Raw genomic sequence first — 15,983 nt, 5'->3', positions numbered from 1 at the left:
TGGCCAAGACCAGTGATGCGACAGTGGCTCCCTGACGGCTGGGCCCGCACCTCTGACAGGACAGCGTGCAAGGAAGATGCGGCAGGAGAATCTGGTGAAAGACATGACAACACGCTGTGCGCCGATGCTGGCGGGTCTGGGGCTGGCGATCCAGTTTTTGACCCGGATACCGCTGCCGATCGCGATCGACTGGAATGACGCCAATCGGCGCTGGGCGGCACGTTGCTACCCGCTGGTGGGGCTCGCCATAGGCGGGCTAATGGCGTCGCTGGCGGCTGCCTCCAGTGCCTTGCCGGACCCGCTGAGAGCGCTGTTGCTGCTGACCCTGTGGGTCGGCGCGACCGGCGGGCTGCATCTGGATGGTGTCATGGACCTGGCCGACGCCCTTGGCAGCAACACCTCGCTGGAACGTCGCTGGGAGATCATGAAGGATCCCCAGGTGGGCAGTTTCGGCATCCTGGCACTGGTGTTTCTGCTGGCATGGAAGGGAGCACTGCTGTGGTGCTGGCTGGCGCTGGAGGCACCACTGTGGGGGCTTGTGGTACTGCCCGCCCTGTCCCGGGGGGCGGCGGTAGCGCTTCTGATCAGCGTACCCGCTGCCCGGCCCCAGGGGCTGGCCTATCAGTGGCAACAGGGGCTCTACTGGGGCGACCTCGCGCTTGCCTTGCTGCCCTGCCTGGCCTTGGTGCTGGTGGCTCCGTTGTTCGGGCTGCTGGGCATGGCGCTGGCCATGGGGGCCTTTACCTGGTGCTTTGGTCGCGGGATGATCCAGGCCTTTCGCGGTATCAACGGCGATATGCTGGGCAGCGCCATCGAAGGAGGAGAAGTATGGCTTCTGATAGTCGTCTCGAGCTGGTGGTGGTTCGCCACGGGCTGACGCAATGGAATCTCGACAAGCGGTATCAAGGTCAGCGGGATATTCCGCTGCTGATGCCCGACGCGCTTGGCGATATGGACCGCCTGCGGGACGAACTCGCCGATGAGGTCTTTGACGCGGTGGTGGCCAGCGACCTGACGCGCTGCTGTCAGACGCTCGCCCATATTGCCGAGGGGCGAGGCTGGCCCGCTCCACGGTTGGACCGGCGCCTGCGCGAGAATGACTTTGGTGAATTCGAAGGCCGCCAGTGGGAAGAGCTCAAGGATGATCCGGTGTACCGCGACTGGATCGAAAGCGCCGGCGAGCTGGCCCCGCCGGGGGGCGAATCCGCCCAGGATCTGCGCGAGCGACTGGCGCTGGCGCTTGATGCGATCTTTGATGCCGCCGTCGAGGCGGGGCACCGGCGAGTGCTGGTGGTCACCCATGGCGGCGTGATCCGTGAACTGAGACGTGAGTTCGAGGGCGTCCCGTTCTGGCAGGGCGTCGTTGGCCAGGCGGCCGGGCGACGCTGGACACTGACCCGACAGGCAGGGGAGATCACATGCACGTCTTCCTCGGCGGTGCCCACAGTGGCAAGCACCAGCGAGTAGCAGAGCAGTACCCTGGCGCCCGCTGGTGTAAGGCGCATGAGTGGTTGAGCGGCAGCGTCGACGCGCTGGGTTCAGCGGAGTCGCTGGTCGTCTGCGACTGGTTGGACTGGCTGACCTGGGCGTTGCCCAGGGCTTCCGATCAGGAGTTGCAAGGCCAGTGGCGCGACGCCTTCACGCGGCTGCGCTCGGGGGCTGGTCCGCGTATCGCGATCGTGCAGGAGGTCGGGCGTGGCATCGTGCCCGTCGACCCCGAACAGCGTCGGCTGCGTGACCTGATGGGCTGGCTTGGCCAGGATGCCTGCCAACAGGCTGACTCGGTCACGTTGGTGCGCCATGGTCTAATGATGCCGCTGTCCGGTGCCCTTCCTTGATGCTGGGGGCATGCCGCTTGATCTGTGTCGTTGACGCCCGTCACCCGGGTTGCTAGCTTACGTCCACTCTCAGGTGCCCCAACCAACGTGCAGGACGGCCCCGGCGTCAGCCTTCTTACTTCGCAAGGCGCGCGGGTCACGAACGTCAATAGACACGTGGGGTGAAACGGGAAGTCGGTGTGAACCCGGCGCTGCCCCCGCAACGGTGATCGAGTCAAGCGTGCTTCATCATGCCACTGTGCTGCCTCTAGACAGGCCACGGGAAGGCAAGCGCGCCAGAGCCACAAGGGTTCTGCTCGTAAGCCCGGAGACCGGCCTGAAGAGCCATGCCAAGGGGCGGTGGGGTCCCGGTGCACGGCATCTCTTGTTGCTGGCGCGTCTCGGCTGACCTCATGCCTTGACGAGCTGCCGGGTCATCGTCGTCAGCGACCGGCGATGATTCGACGACAGGCGTGCCAGCGCCACGTCAGGTTTCCCTCCCGCTCCTCGGCCTTCAAGGGTTCATGCCGTGCGGGGACGCGCGGCACCAAGGGATACACCGATGTCGTCTTCTTGCTCTTCTGCTGTTCCGTCAGTCCAGTGTCGTCAACGTTTGACCGCTCGCCATGCCGTGATGGTCGCTGGACTTGCCGCCGCCCCCTGGTTGCTGGTGGGGCAGGCCAACGCGCAATCGTCCACGTCTACCGTCTCCACAGCGTCTGCGTTCCCCGCTGTTTCTGCCGAATCTGCCTCTGCTGAAGCTGTCACAGCCGAGCTTGATCCTGTGGTCGTATCTGCGACGCTGGCGCCGCGCACGGCCAGTCAGTCGCTGTCCTCGGTAAGCGTCATCGATCAGCAGGCCCTCGAGCGGCGAGATCCGGTCAGCATCGTCGAGGCGCTGCGTGGCCAGCCCGGGGTCGACATTTCCACCAACGGAAGCTTTGGCAAGCAGGCCAGCGTCTATCTGCGCGGTACCGGTTCCTCTTCCACCGTAATGATGATCGACGGCATTCGCCTGCGTTCGGCCACCAACGGGGGGCCAGGCTGGCAGTATCTCGAGCCGCGCATGTTCGAGCGTATCGAGGTCGTGCGTGGCCCCCGGGGCACGCTTTATGGCGCCGACGCGGTAGGTGGAGTGGTTCAGCTGTTTACCGACAGCCCCGATGAGCAAGGGCCAACGCCCAGCATCGAGGTCGGCGGTGGCTCCTTCAATACGCAGCGGGCCTCGGCCAGCCTGTCGGGCCGTGACGGTGGCACTTCCTATCAGCTCAGCGCCACCCGCCTCGACAGTGACGGCACCGAGATCCGCGACGGCGGCGACGACAAGGGCTATGACAACACCTCGGGCCTGGTCAGTCTGTCGCACACCTTCGATAGCGGCACACGCCTCGGGTTTCTTGGCCTGCGGGCCAGCGGCAACAGTGAATACGAGGGCGGCGATTTGGACTACGTTCAGCAGGTGGCCGGAGTCTATGCCGAGGTGCCCGTGACCGAGGACTGGTCGTCCAGGCTGACCCTGAGTGAAGCGCGGGACGAACTGGAAGATCACGCAGAGCCGACCGCCTTCGGCCCGGCCACGACGACCATGTTCGACACCGAGACCCGCACGCTGCGATGGGACAACAGTGTGCGCCTGGGCGCCCATGAAGTGGTCGCGGGGGCCGAGTACCTGGAAGACAAGGTCGACAGCACCACGGATTACGAAGAGACCAGTCGCGATAATGTGGCGGTGTTTGCCCAGGCGCTGATGGACTTTCAGCCATTCTCGGTGCAGGCGGGGCTTCGTCACGATGACAATGAGGCCTTCGGTGAAGAAGTCACCGGTCACCTGGCGCTGGGCTACGAACTGGACCCTTCGCACACCCTGCGTGCCAGCTATGGCACCGCCTTCCGCGCGCCCACCTTCAACGAGCTGTACTTTCCCGGTTACGGCAACAGTGATCTGGACCCCGAAGACTCCGAGACCTATGAGCTCGGACTGCGCGGCCAGTACGACCTGTGGTTCTGGGACCTGGCCGTCTACCAGACCAACGTTGATGACCTGATCGCCAGCGAGCAGCGTGGTACCCGCTTTGCCCCCTTTAACGTCAACGAAGCGCGTATCCGCGGGGTCGAGCTGGCCGCCGGTGTCGAGCTCGATCAATGGAGCCTGGCGGCCAGCGCGGCCTATACCGATCCAGAAGACCGAGACACCGGCAAACAGCTGATTCGCCGTGCTTCCCAGACCCTGCGTGTGGACGCCGATCGCCAGCTGGGTGACTGGAACCTGGGAGCGTCCTTTGTCGCCCAGGACCATCGCTACAACGATGTGAACAACGACCAGCGGCTGGCCGGCTACGGCACCCTGGACCTTCGCGCTGGCTGGGCCTTTGCCCCGGACTGGAAGGCCAACCTGACCCTTGAAAACGTGTTCGACCGTGAGTACGCGACGTCCGGTGCGTCTGCCTTCCAGGGTGGCTGGGACTACGAGAACCCGGGCCGTGCCGCCTACCTGAGCGTCGGGTTTAACCTGTGAGCGTTGGCCGTCGATGTCAATGGCGTGGCCTGAGAGGGTACCGAGCTCGACTGACATCGGTGCCGGCTGCGCTGTGCCTGGCGTTGACGGCACTTGCTCCTGGATCCATGGCGCTTGCCGATGCCGCTCAGTCTCGCTGCGTGGTGGATGATAGCGGGGTCGAGCTGTGTCTGGCGTCGCCTGCCCAGCGCATCGTCGCGCTGTCGCCCAGTGTGACGGAGCTTCTGTTCGCCGCGGGAGCAGGAGAGCGGGTGGTGGGTGTCGTCAGCTTCAGCGACTATCCAGAAGCGGCCCGCGAGCTGCCTCAGGTAGGCAGCTACGACCGCCTTGATCTGGAGGCCCTGCTGGCGCTGGAGCCGGACCTGGTGGTGGCCTGGGCCGGGGGTAATCCCGGCCAGCAGGTGGATCGCCTGGAGGCATTCGGTCTGCCGGTGTTCCGCTCGGACGCCTCGGACTTCGAGCACATCGCCTCGACGCTGGAGCGCTTCGGCCGCCTGGCCGGTACCCAGGACACCGGAGATGCCGCGGCCCGCAAGCTGCGCGACTCGGTGGCGTCGCTCAGCGCGCGCTATAGTGACTCGCCGCCGGTCGAGGTCTTCTATCAGGTATGGGAGAAACCGCTGATGACCGTCAACGGCGAACACTGGATCAGTCGCGCGCTGGCACTCTGTGGCGGCGTCAATCTGTTTGCCAGCGAGGCGCCATTGGTGCCTCGCCTTTCACGGGAGGCGGTGTTGGCGGCGGACCCGGAGGTCATCATTACCGGAGGCATGGGCAAGGCCGATTCCACCTGGCTGGATGCGTGGCGAGCCTGGCCACAGATGACCGCGGTGGCTCAAGACAATCTGTTCTTCATCAATCCGGACCTGGTGCAGCGGGCCACGCCGCGGCTGGTCGAGGGAACACGCAGGCTGTGCGACCACCTGGAGACAGCACGTGAACGGCGCTAGAACGCTCAGCTCCCGCACCTCCCGACGGCGACCGCTGTGGGCTTTGCTGCTGGTGGGTGTGCTGGCTTTGCTGCTGGCCGTATCGGTGGGCAGTGTCGCGCTGTCGCCGCTGGAGTTGTGGCAGACCCTGCTCGGACACGGTAGCCCCCTGCACCACACGCTGGTGTGGGAACTGCGCCTGCCGCGTGCCCTGGCGGCCTTCGGGACTGGCGCGCTGCTGGCGCTGGCGGGTGCCTTGATGCAGGTGTTGTTGCGAAATCCGCTGGCAGACCCCTATGTGCTGGGTCTGTCGGGAGGCGCGTCAGTGGCTGCCCTTGGCGCCATGCTGGCCGGTCTTGGCGCTGCCCTGGTGTCGCTATCCGCCTTTAGCGGTGCCCTGATATCGATTCTGCTGGTGTTTGGCCTGGCCCACGGCAGCGGCAGCTGGTCGCCGGCAAGGCTGCTGTTGACGGGGGTGGTGATTGCGTCCGGCTGGGGCGCCATTATCACCTTCCTGCTGGCGGTCAGCCCAGTAGAGGAACTACCCGGCATGCTGTATTGGCTGATGGGAGACATGGCCTACGCGCGCAGTCCCTGGCCGGTACTGGTGGTGGCCGCGCTGGCCGGAGCCGTGCTGGTACCGCTGGGCAGGACCCTGAACGTACTGGCGCGTGGTGGCCAGCAGGCGTTGGCGCTGGGTGTTGCCGTGCGACCTCTGGAATGGGGACTGTATCTGGGCGCTAGCCTGGCCACCGCCACGGCGGTGACCACGGCCGGTGCGGTCGGCTTTGTCGGCTTGATGGTGCCCCATATGTTGAGGCTGCGCTTAGGCGCCGACCAGCGGCTGATACTGCCGGCCTCGTTGCTGGCCGGTGGCGCCTTGCTGACGCTGGCAGACACCCTGGCGCGCACCCTGATCGCCCCTCAGCAATTGCCGGTCGGGGTGATCACTGCGCTGGTCGGGGTCCCGAGTTTTCTGTATCTGCTGCATCGAAGCCGCGGCTGAGGAGCGCTGATGACCACCTCGAACTCATCTGCACAGGCCCACAGGTCAGCTCCGCGACATGAGGCAGGGAGGTCTGCGGACAGCGATGTCGGCAAAGGCCTGGCCTGTTCCGACCTGGTCATCGATGTGCCGGGGCGCTCGGGCGGCCAGCCCATGTCGATGGTGTTCGAACCCGGCAGTCGCTGGGGCATCCTCGGGCCCAACGGGGCCGGCAAGAGTACCCTGCTGCATACACTGGCAGGGCTGAAATCGCCGAGAAGTGGCAGCGTGGCGCTGGCCGACAAGGCCCTCCCTCGTTGGCGCCGCCGCTCCTTGGCCCAGCGCCTGGGCGTCGTCTTTCAGGAACGCCACGACGAATTTCCCGCTACGGTGCTGGAGACCGCCTTGATGGGGCGACATCCCTTCCTGCGCGCCTGGCACAACGAGTCCGAAGACGATATCCAACGCGCCTGGCAGGCGCTGGAGCGCCTGGACATCGCTCACTTGGGGGGGCGACTGTTGTCGTCCCTGTCCGGGGGGGAGCGCCAGCGGGTCAGTCTGGCGACAGTGCTGACGCAGGACCCGGATATCTGGTTGGTGGATGAGCCCACCAACCACCTCGACCTGCATCATCAGGTCGGCACCATGTCACTGCTGCACGAGCAGGCAAGCCATGGCGCCACGGTGGTGATGTGCTTGCATGATCTCAACCTGGCAGCACGCTGGTGTGATCACCTGTTGCTGCTCTATTCCGATGGCAGTGCCTGCTGGGGGCCAAGTGACGCCATGCTGGTGCCAGCCGCCCTGGAGCGGCTGTACCAGCAGCCACTCAGCGTTGTTGAAGTCGACGGCGCCTGTGTCTTCGTGCCTCGCGTTGCCTCTGCCCCATGCTCCTTGAAACCGACACAGGGAAGGCCCCATGAGTCTGACGACACCTTCATCACGACACGTTGATCCCGAGCGCCATGCCCGGCGCATGGAAGCCAAGCAGCGCATCATGAACGAGCGCATCGCCCGTGCCGACAAGGAGCAGGGCGTGCTGCTGGTGTTGACCGGGCCTGGCAAGGGCAAGAGTTCCTCCGGCTTCGGCATGCTGGGTCGGGCCCTGGGCCACGGCATGAAGGTGGCGGTGGTGCAATTCATCAAGGGCGCCTTCTCTACCGGCGAAGAGGCCTTCTATCGTCGCCAGCCTGGCGTCACCTTTCACGTCATGGGAGAGGGCTATACCTGGGATACCCAGGACCGACGCCGTGACGTGGCCGCTGCCGAAGCCGCCTGGGACAAGGCCAGGGAATTGCTGGCGGACCCTGATATCGCGCTGGTGCTGCTCGACGAGCTGAATATCGCGCTGCGCCACGGATACCTCGATCTTGACCGGGTACTCGATGACCTGCAGGCAAGGCCACCCATGCAGCATGTGGTGGTCACGGGCAGACATGCACCGCAGCCACTGATTGAACTGGCCGATACCGTGACCGAGATGAAGGTCGTCAAGCACGCATTCAAGGAGCAGGGCATCAAGGCGCAGAAGGGCATCGAATTGTAGGGTGGCCGAACCGCAGTTCCTGGGTGTTGTGGAAGAGTGCGTGGGAACGCTCGCGGGAAAGTGCGCGGGAAAGGAGAGGGAAAGGAGAGGGAAAGGAGAGGGAAGGGTGTAATGGCAACGTTGATGATTCAGGGCACCACGTCGGATGCCGGCAAGACCACAGTGGTGGCGGGACTATGTCGCGCGCTGGCCCGCCGTGGCGTCAAGGTGGCTCCCTTCAAGCCTCAGAACATGGCCTTGAACAGCGCCGTGACCGTGGATGGCGGCGAAATCGGCCGTTCGACGGCGCTGCAAGCCCAGGCCGCCGGAGTGGCCGCCCACTCGGACATGAATCCGGTATTGCTGAAGCCTGAGAGCGACAAGGGCGCTCAGGTGATTCTGGCCGGCCAGGTACACGGCAGCATGGCGGCCCTGGACTACCACGCGTACAAGAGCACTGCGCGCCAGACCGTGCTGGACTGCCACCGCCGCCTGTCCGAGCGCTTCGATGTGATTATTGCCGAGGGGGCGGGCAGTCCTGCGGAGGTCAATCTGCGCGAGGGAGATATCGCCAACATGGGCTTCGCTGAAGCCGTGGACTGCCCCGTCCTGTTGGTGGGGGATATCGATCGCGGCGGCGTGTTCGCTCAGCTCTGTGGCACCCTGGCGCTGGTCAGCGATACTGAGAATGCGCGTATCAAGGGGTTTGTGATCAATCGCTTTCGCGGTGATATCGGGCTGCTGGAGCCGGGGCTCGACTGGCTGTCCCAGCGTGAAGCACGGCCGGTGCTGGGCGTTTTGCCCTATCTTCAGGGGCTGTGGCTGGACGCCGAGGACAGTCTGTCCCTGGAACAGGCACTCGATGAACACGAGGGGGAAGCGCTCAGGGTGGTGGTGCCTGCGCTGCCACGCATCAGCAATCACACGGACCTGGATCCGCTGCGGCTACACCCAGGCATCAAGCTGAGCCTGGTGGGTCCGGACCAACCACCGCCTCCGGCCGATGTCATCCTGTTGCCGGGCAGCAAGAACACCCGCGCCGACCTGGCTTGGCTGCGCCGCCAGGGCTGGGAGGCGCGAATTCGCCGGCATCTTCGTTACGGTGGTCGAGTGCTCGGCATCTGCGGAGGCTTTCAGATGCTGGGGGAGTGGATCGACGACCCCGACGGAGTCGAGGGCGAGCCGGGCGGTGTCGCAGGACTCGGCTGGCTTGCCATGACCACGACCATGCTACCTCGCAAGCAGTTGAAACAGGTCAGCGGTCGGATTGAACACGCCGGTGGGCACCGCAGTATCCACGGCTACGAGATTCATCAGGGAGTGAGTCGAGGTCCGGCACTGTCCCGGCCCCTGCTGCGGCTGGAAGGCCGTGACGAGGGCGCCGTCAGCGAGGATGGCCAGGTCATGGGCACCTATCTGCACGGACTGTTCGATGGACCCGATGCCTGCGAGGCGCTGCTCGCCAGGCTCGGACTTGACCCGCAGGCCCAGCGGCATGTTGACCTCAATGCCCACCGGGAACAGCAGCTCGATCGCCTGGCGGATGCCATCGAACAGCACCTGGACATGGATGCCTTGATGCGACTGCTGCAGTAATGCGGGGCCCGGCGAATTAATCGCAGCCACCACCGCCGCTATCACCGCCACCTCCGCCACTGTCACCGCCGCCACCTGCGCAGCTGTCACCGTTGCTGCCTCCGCCATCACCGCCAAACCAGTTGGCGAAGAAGGAAGCCCCTGCGTCCCGGCGGATAGCGGTGTCAACGGCAGTATCAGAGCCTTCGTGGCGGCTGGGGTGGGTCTGCGATGTAGGCTGGGTCTGCGATGTAGGCTGGGTCTGCGATGTAGGATGGGGCTGTGAATGATGAGCGTGGCTTGTCGGACTGCTGTCGGAGCTCAGTTCTGCGACGCTATCGACATTCAAAGCCTGCTCGTCCCACTCCAGCTTGGCCTTGCGTCGGCGCTTCTGAATGACATTTCGAATGACATTGAAGAGATAGATAAGAAGGGGGATCGCAATCATCAGGGTGATGGCGATCTCAAGGACAATCATCATGGTGACAGGTTCTCGTTGTTGGAGACCCTATCCTAAACAGACGGAGAACACTGGATCAGCGGTAGATGGAAGGCGTTATCGAACGGGGTTAAAAGACAGCTGTCGATCAAGCGACTTGCCGGCGATGCCTCGGCGATACGGGGAAGGCACTCCGGTACGGTTCAGGACAAGGATGCTGCCGTTATCGCTCGATGCCCGGATATCAGCGTGATTCGTTCACAAAGGATGTGATGATCTCCAGCACCCGGTCGGGTTGCTCACGGTGGGGTACATGGCCGCATTCCTTCAGAATCTGCATCTGGCAGGGACCGGCTGGCAGTTCGGCGTAGCGGCGGGGCTGGGCTTCGGAGCCATACTCATCTTGATCACCGTGCAGAACCAGCACCGGACAGGTGATCTGGGCCAAGCGGTCATCCAGCGTCCAACCGCGGAAATCGGGATCCAGCCAGGTGTCGACCCAGGCGTCCAGCACCCAGCGGGCCTTGGCGCCATGGTACTTTTCGAGTCGTTCCATCTGGCCGGGCCGAGCGAAGGCATCGCGGGCCTCGCCAATTCCGGCAAGAGTGCGCGGTTCCACAAAGGCTTGCGCGGCCATGGTGATCAGCCCATGGCAGTCACGGTAGCGAGCCGCTATCGCCGCCGCCATGGCTCCGCCCACGCTGTGCCCGACAAGGATGAAGCCCTCCAACCCCAGTGCACGGTGTACCGCGGCGAAACCTTGATGCGCTTCGTCGGTGACGAAGCTGTGGGGCAACTGCCCAGGATGTGCGCTGGACTGGCCGAAGCCCAGGCGGTCGTAGGCGATGACCTCGCGACCGGTCTGCCGGCATAGCCGTTCGGGAAAGTCCCGCCACAGCGCGATACTGCCCAGTGAGTCGTGCATCAGCACGAGTGGCACCCCAGTGGTGTCACTGCCGGGATGCCAACGTGCTACCTCAAGACCCGCTGACTCGGCTGAGGAGGCGAGTGTATCGAGACCCTGGTGCAAGGGGATTGTCATACGTTGGCGGTGGAAGGTCTGGGGGCTAACGGGGGCATCGCTGTTGAGCATGTCGAGGCGCTCGCTGGTGGAAGGCTGGTCCTACCATAGCGAGCATGCCCCAGGTTTGCCAAGCAAGCGCTTGGTTGAGTCGTGCTCTCGTGACGTGCTCTCGCGTCGATCTCTCGTGACGTGATCTCGCGTCTTGCTCTCATGAGTCTCAGGCGACGCTCCCGCCGGTTCAGGTGGCGACAGGAGGACTCAGAAAACGGCCGGGATCATCGGAGATGACGCTGGTCACCCCCCAGTCCCAGTAGCGCTGGAAGGCCAGAGGGTCATTGGCGGTGTAGCAAAGGAGCGCGGTGCCGCTTTCTACCACCTCACGGGCGCGGGGTTCCTTCAATTTTTTCCAGTCGCAGTGAAGGCTGTAGGCCGTTATCGCCTCGACGTCTTGGCGCCACCCCTTGCCCACCTTGTCGGTAAGCACGCCCAGTGCCAGGTGTTCTGCTGAAGCGATGCTGCGGGCATGATCCAGCGCGGCCGGGCTGAAGGACGAAACCAGGCGCCTGTCGTAGGGCAGGGCTTCCATCAACCGGGGAATCACCGATTCGGCCAGCGCTTCGGGGTCGCGGCCGCGAGTGATCTTGAGCTCCAGGTTGACCGCCATGTCACGGCGATCCAGCAGATTGAGCATGTCGTCGAGTGTCGCCATGCGTTCACCGCGAAAGCGCTCTGCGTACCAGGCGCCCACATCGTACTCCTGTGCCTGCTCCAGTCTCAGCTTGGCCAGCTTGCCGCGACCGTTCGAGCAGCGACGCATTCCCGGGTCATGCCAGATCACCGGGGTTCCGTCGCCGAGCAACTGCACGTCGAGCTCCACCCAAGTAATGCCAGCCTCCCATGCCAGCTGCACGGCACTCAAGGTGTTCTCCGGAGCGTGGGCCGATAGTCCACGGTGGGCCATCTGGCGGGGCAGCGCCAGAGGCGGCAAGCTACGGTGAGTCATGGGCTCTCCTTGTCTGGCGTGGCGGCAAGACCATCGCAAAAGGCAGCGCCACGCAATGGGCCGATGATCCGCTGACGGCGTTGCCATCCGGCGTCGTCGGCTTGGTGCCAGGTCATCGTGACACATAAAGATGACCGATTGAGGAAGCCACCGGCCATGATCCTCGAACGCGGTCAGGACTCCAGCGAGAGCGTCAAGAATATGCTAGTCTCGCGGCTTTCGATGTAGGCTCCAGCCGTCCAGTCTTGCACGGTTGTGGCGCCCAAGGTATCAGCAATCAGAGGTCAGTGATGAAGGTCGTCAAAATCAACCAGCCCCAGCAACGAGAGGCCTGCCTGGCTCGCCTGTGCGCAGAAGCCTACGGGCACCAGGCGGGCATCGCACCGCTGGTGACCTTCGCTGGCGTGATCGGGGTCTTGTTCAAGCAGGAAGCGGCCCGGCTGATCGCGCTGGTCGACGATCAATCTCGCCCGGTTGCGCTGGCATTGCTGGTCAGTGACGAAGCGGGCACCAGCATGAACGTGGCACAGCTGACCTCGCTGGACCCGGACGCAGATACCGCGGGAGACAAGGGCGATGCGCCCAAGAAGAAAACCCTGAATCCGGCGCTGCGCCTGGTTGCCGAGCTTGCGCTACGTGCACCCCTGCGGGTGGATGTGGTCAGCGACGCACAGAAGGCGGAATTTACCGCTGCGGGGATCCAGCGTTGGTTGCAGGGCCCGGGTGAGCTGCAGATCGGACTGGGACCGAAGCATCCGGCGACCAGTCTGGATAATCTGCCGCGGACCTTGAGTGTGGACGACGCTTCTGTGGTGGCGAACTTCAAGCAGGACAAGGCCTTGTTCGAAGACTACAAGAATCGCTTTGTGCGGGGGCTTGAGAGCTTTCCGCAGACCCTGTAGCCAACTTGTCGGTTCACCCTAAAGCGAACGCTGTAGCGGGAATCATGTCCTGCACCCTCTGACGGGCGGGTCGGCGCTCACCGGGCAAGGTGGTTGTTGATCCGCTCACTGGCACCATGAACGGAGGAAGCCCGGGTCGCGCCGGCAGAGGCTCCAGGGTGGCCCTGGAGCCGGAGGCAGGCCGCTGTCGACGTTATGTCGCAGGCGCGCGGGCTTAGCCTTCGCTCAGGCTGAAGCTGCCCTTCATGATCGAAGAGTGACCGGGGAAGGAGCAGAAGAAGGTCAGGTCCTTGTCGTCCAGCCCTTCGGTGCTGAAGGTGATTTGCGTGGACTCTCCGCCGCCGATGACATCGGTGGCAGCCACAATGCGGTCATCGTCAGGCAGGTAGTTGTTGTCGAGCCCCGCCTGCATCCCCGCGGAGGCAATCTCCTGATAGGCATCGCTAGGTGCCAGCACCCAGTTGTGGCCCATGACATTCTTGGCCATGGTTCCGGAGTGCGTCAGCGTCAGGCTGACGGTCTCGCAACTCGCCGGTACGCTCATCTCGCTCTTGTCGTACTGCATCTGGTCGGTACTGTCGATCGTCAGCTGGCACTCCTCGGCCACCTCCGACTGGGCGGCGTCGTCAGCCCAGGCTCCACCCGCGACCGTCATTAGCGCGGCAGAGCAGGACAGCAGGGCAGCAGCAGAAATCAGGCTCTTCTTCATGTTAGCAATCTCGTCAGTGGGAGACGTCAGTGCGCCTTTCTCAGTGGACTGAACAGGGCCTGGCGGTCGTCGCATGAGGTTAAGGTCCATGAACGGCGATCCATCGCGGTGGTTCTGCCTCTGTGCAGCGCGTTATTCATGTATGCATTATAATGTCGATAATGTATACAGTTTGATGAGTGTCGATAACATCTATTGTCTTGTCAAGGCGAAGTGAGAGCGGCGCTTCGCTTTGCCCACACAACCTGGTGTGGGGTGTACCCTCAAATGCCGCCCGGCAGAGGAAGATGGAAGACATTGGGCTTGACCCCACTCGCGCATAGCGCTTGACTGGGCGTACATCCCGTTAGCAGTGTAAGGAATCTTTTCCATGGCCAAGCGGATTCAGTTCGCTCGTACCGGTGGTTCAGACGTACTGGAACTGGTGGATACGCCCACGTCGGCCCCCGGACCGGGTGAAGTGCGCGTTGCCAACGAGGCGGTCGGCCTCAACTTCATCGATATCTATTTTCGTACCGGACTCTACCCGGCGCCATCGCTACCCTCTGGGCTTGGCACCGAAGGGGCAGGCGTGATCGATGCCGTGGGTGAAGGCGTCGAGCATTTGCAGGTCGGGGATCGCGTGGCCTATGCCCAGGGGCCTCTGGGCGCCTACGCTGAGTTGCATACCCTGCCGGCCGACAAGGTCGTGGCCTTGCCCGAAGGCATCAGCTGCGAGACCGCCGCCGGGGCCATGCTGAAGGGCCTGACCGTGCAGTACCTGCTGCGCCAGACCTATCCGCTGCAGGGCGGCGAAACCATTCTGTTCCATGCCGCCGCCGGTGGCGTGGGTTCCATTGCCTGCCAATGGGCGAAGGCGCTTGGGGTCAAGCTCATCGGTACGGTCAGCTCCGACGAGAAGGCTGAGCTTGCCAAGCGTAACGGCGCCTGGGCCACCATCGACTACACCAAGGAAGACGTGGTGGAGCGTGTGCGTGAGTTGACGGGCGGTGCCATGGTCGACGTGGTCTATGACAGCGTTGGCAAGGACACTTGGGAGACGTCGCTCGACTGTCTGAAACCGCGAGGCTTGATGGTCAGCTTCGGCAACGCCTCGGGGCCGGTGGAAGGCGTCAATATTGGCATCCTCAACCAGAAGGGCGCGCTGTATGTGACGCGTCCCAGCCTCAATGGCTACGCGGATACGCCTGAGCGGCTGCAGGACATGGCGGATGAGCTGTTCGATATGATCGAGAGCGGCCAGGTGAAGATTGATGTGGCCCAGCGTTTCTCGCTGGCAGAGGCGGGCAAGGCCCAGGACGCGCTGGCCTCACGCAAGACAACCGGCTCGACGGTGCTGCTGCCCTGAGAGTCCCTCGCGCTTGACGGCGATCGTCGGGCGCAGGCAGCGAGTCCGCGTGGCGGGCTCGCTGGTCCAGCACTATAGTGATGCCCCCAACTCTCGGATCATCTTTTCTCGTCGTCTCAGCGCGGCCAGTCCTTCATGGCCGAGTCGGTCTGCCACCTCAGTCAGTAGCCCTTGCGCCAACAGGAAGAAGGCGCCCATGGCGTTGGAAAAGAACAGGCTGTCGTTGGGTACTAGGAAGCGGTGTTCTGCGACCCGTGACAGCGGTGACGATTCGCTGTCTGTCAGCGCAATGATCCGGATACCTGCCTTTGCCGCTACCTTCGCGGTTTCCAGCACGCTGGTGGTGTAGGGAAAGCAACTGACCACGACCAGCACGTCACCCGCGTCCAGTTGAGCAAGGGCATCGGCCACTCCCTGTCGCCCCGCATCGAGCTCGGCTGCGTCGGCACGTAGCATGCCCAATCCATAGGCCATGAACTGCGCAAGCGAAGCAAACTGGCGCTGGCCGTGGATTCTCACCCTGGGTCCTGTGGCCAGCAGCTCGACGACAGCGTCATAGGTGCCCGCTTCCAGCTGGTGCAACAGCGCGGCAAAGTTCGCGCTTTCCTGGCGGCCTAGACGTGCCAGTCGCGCCACGCCCTTGCCCTCGTCCTGGTCCGTCGACAGCTTCGCAGCGAGGTCGCTGTAGAAATGCTCCCCGCCGTCGGCTACTTCGCGACGAAAGACCCCTTGCAGCTCGCCGAACCCGTCGAACCCCAGTCGCTGGGCAAGACGTGTCAGCGTGGAGGGATTCACGTCGAGGCGCTGCGCCAGTTCGCTGATCGATGCCACCGCAGTGGACTGAGGGCTCTCGATCAGTGCCGTCAATACGGCCAGTGAGCGCCGCCCAAGACGCAGCGAGGAATGCCCCTCACGGATGCTCTCGGTGAGACGTTGAAGGTCAGCAAGATGGCGAGGCACCGGCGCGTTAGCAGGGGGAGAGGACGGCATCTTGGCTCCTTGTCTGAAACATTCGGCGATAGAGGCCATGTGAAAACAGCTGCTTATCTTGCCAGCTATCTCAGAAGACGCGTAGAGAAGGCGAGCTTTTGCAAACAATGCATTGAAACAATCTAAAAAGCATTTAATATTTGCATTTGTTGTTGGCGGTAATGATGTCGATGCCGTCCAGCCACTCGACCAGCGCCTGATCCTGAGCTCGTGCTCACCAGC

At 63.7% G+C, this 15,983-nt stretch carries 16 protein-coding genes and 1 riboswitch; of the genes, 11 read left to right on the top strand and 5 right to left on the bottom strand.

Translation table 11 applies throughout. From position 1 onward, the window contains the following. Nucleotides 1–103: 103 nt before the first annotated feature. The 9 genes from JF545_RS15415 to JF545_RS15375 all read left to right on the top strand — a co-directional run bounded on the left by JF545_RS15415 (nt 104) and on the right by JF545_RS15375 (nt 9,367). Nucleotides 104–877: an adenosylcobinamide-GDP ribazoletransferase gene (locus JF545_RS15415; RefSeq protein ID WP_242520909.1), complete on the top strand. Its 774-nt coding sequence runs from the start codon at nt 104–106 to the stop codon at nt 875–877. Beyond that, a complete protein-coding gene (locus JF545_RS15410) occupies nt 829–1,467 on the top strand; it encodes a histidine phosphatase family protein (protein WP_206943505.1) in 639 nt (212 codons plus the stop codon). The genes JF545_RS15415 and JF545_RS15410 overlap by 49 nt, the downstream gene beginning before the upstream one ends. Next, a complete protein-coding gene (locus JF545_RS15405; protein ID WP_206943503.1) occupies nt 1,419–1,838 on the top strand; it encodes a bifunctional adenosylcobinamide kinase/adenosylcobinamide-phosphate guanylyltransferase in 420 nt (139 codons plus the stop codon). Before JF545_RS15410 ends, JF545_RS15405 begins: the two co-directional genes overlap by 49 nt. Before the next feature lie 117 nt (nt 1,839–1,955). Beyond that, nucleotides 1,956–2,172, top strand: a riboswitch (cobalamin riboswitch). A gap of 207 nt (nt 2,173–2,379) precedes the next feature. Beyond that, entirely contained in the window at nt 2,380–4,332 is a 1,953-nt protein-coding gene (locus JF545_RS15400) for a TonB-dependent receptor domain-containing protein (protein ID WP_242520895.1), read from the top strand. A gap of 107 nt (nt 4,333–4,439) precedes the next feature. Further along, complete coding sequence (locus tag JF545_RS15395) at nt 4,440–5,282, top strand: cobalamin-binding protein (RefSeq protein ID WP_206943501.1); 843 nt, start codon at nt 4,440–4,442, stop codon at nt 5,280–5,282. Next, nucleotides 5,269–6,267 (top strand): iron chelate uptake ABC transporter family permease subunit, encoded by a 999-nt coding sequence (locus JF545_RS15390; protein ID WP_206943500.1) that lies wholly within the window; start codon nt 5,269–5,271, stop codon nt 6,265–6,267. Before JF545_RS15395 ends, JF545_RS15390 begins: the two co-directional genes overlap by 14 nt. A gap of 9 nt (nt 6,268–6,276) precedes the next feature. Continuing rightward, complete coding sequence (locus JF545_RS15385) at nt 6,277–7,200, top strand: ABC transporter ATP-binding protein (RefSeq protein WP_206943498.1); 924 nt, start codon at nt 6,277–6,279, stop codon at nt 7,198–7,200. Then, nucleotides 7,166–7,792, top strand: coding sequence for a cob(I)yrinic acid a,c-diamide adenosyltransferase (gene cobO, locus JF545_RS15380; protein ID WP_206943497.1), 627 nt, complete (start codon nt 7,166–7,168; stop codon nt 7,790–7,792). The genes JF545_RS15385 and cobO overlap by 35 nt, the downstream gene beginning before the upstream one ends. A gap of 111 nt (nt 7,793–7,903) precedes the next feature. Then, nucleotides 7,904–9,367, top strand: a complete 1,464-nt coding sequence (locus JF545_RS15375) for a cobyric acid synthase (RefSeq protein ID WP_206943496.1) — start codon at nt 7,904–7,906, stop codon at nt 9,365–9,367. A gap of 16 nt (nt 9,368–9,383) precedes the next feature. Here JF545_RS15375 and JF545_RS15370 read toward each other — a convergent pair whose 3' ends face one another. From JF545_RS15370 to JF545_RS15360, 3 genes are all read right to left on the bottom strand, one after another. After that, nucleotides 9,384–9,827: a hypothetical protein gene (locus tag JF545_RS15370; RefSeq protein WP_206943495.1), complete on the bottom strand. Its 444-nt coding sequence runs from the start codon at nt 9,825–9,827 to the stop codon at nt 9,384–9,386. A gap of 202 nt (nt 9,828–10,029) precedes the next feature. Continuing rightward, nucleotides 10,030–10,878 carry an alpha/beta fold hydrolase gene (locus tag JF545_RS15365; RefSeq protein WP_206943494.1) on the bottom strand — a complete coding sequence of 283 codons (849 nt, stop codon included), beginning with the start codon at nt 10,876–10,878 and terminating at the stop codon, nt 10,030–10,032. A gap of 169 nt (nt 10,879–11,047) precedes the next feature. After that, the gene (locus tag JF545_RS15360; RefSeq protein WP_206943493.1) at nt 11,048–11,812 is read right to left on the bottom strand and encodes a glycerophosphodiester phosphodiesterase family protein; all 765 of its coding nucleotides are present in this window, start codon (nt 11,810–11,812) and stop codon (nt 11,048–11,050) included. A 290-nt stretch (nt 11,813–12,102) separates the two neighbouring features. On the opposite strand from JF545_RS15360, the gene JF545_RS15355 reads away from it, so the two are divergent. Next, nucleotides 12,103–12,714, top strand: coding sequence for a hypothetical protein (locus JF545_RS15355; protein ID WP_206943492.1), 612 nt, complete (start codon nt 12,103–12,105; stop codon nt 12,712–12,714). A gap of 214 nt (nt 12,715–12,928) precedes the next feature. Here JF545_RS15355 and azu read toward each other — a convergent pair whose 3' ends face one another. Next, the gene (gene azu, locus JF545_RS15350; protein ID WP_224907462.1) at nt 12,929–13,423 is read right to left on the bottom strand and encodes an azurin; all 495 of its coding nucleotides are present in this window, start codon (nt 13,421–13,423) and stop codon (nt 12,929–12,931) included. 370 nt (nt 13,424–13,793) lie between these two features. Between azu and JF545_RS15345 the strand changes: the two genes are divergently transcribed. After that, a complete protein-coding gene (locus tag JF545_RS15345; RefSeq protein ID WP_206943491.1) occupies nt 13,794–14,771 on the top strand; it encodes an NADPH:quinone reductase in 978 nt (325 codons plus the stop codon). A 72-nt stretch (nt 14,772–14,843) separates the two neighbouring features. Here the strand turns inward: JF545_RS15345 and JF545_RS15340 are convergent, their stop codons facing one another. Beyond that, nucleotides 14,844–15,761: a MurR/RpiR family transcriptional regulator gene (locus tag JF545_RS15340; RefSeq protein ID WP_206943489.1), complete on the bottom strand. Its 918-nt coding sequence runs from the start codon at nt 15,759–15,761 to the stop codon at nt 14,844–14,846. Nucleotides 15,762–15,983 lie beyond the last annotated feature (222 nt).

This window comes from Halomonas litopenaei (assembly GCF_017303055.1).
GTDB classification, from domain to species: Bacteria; Pseudomonadota; Gammaproteobacteria; order Pseudomonadales; family Halomonadaceae; genus Halomonas; species Halomonas litopenaei_A.
Note: the sequence above shows the minus strand (reverse complement) of the source record. Positions and strands in the feature narration are given on the sequence as shown.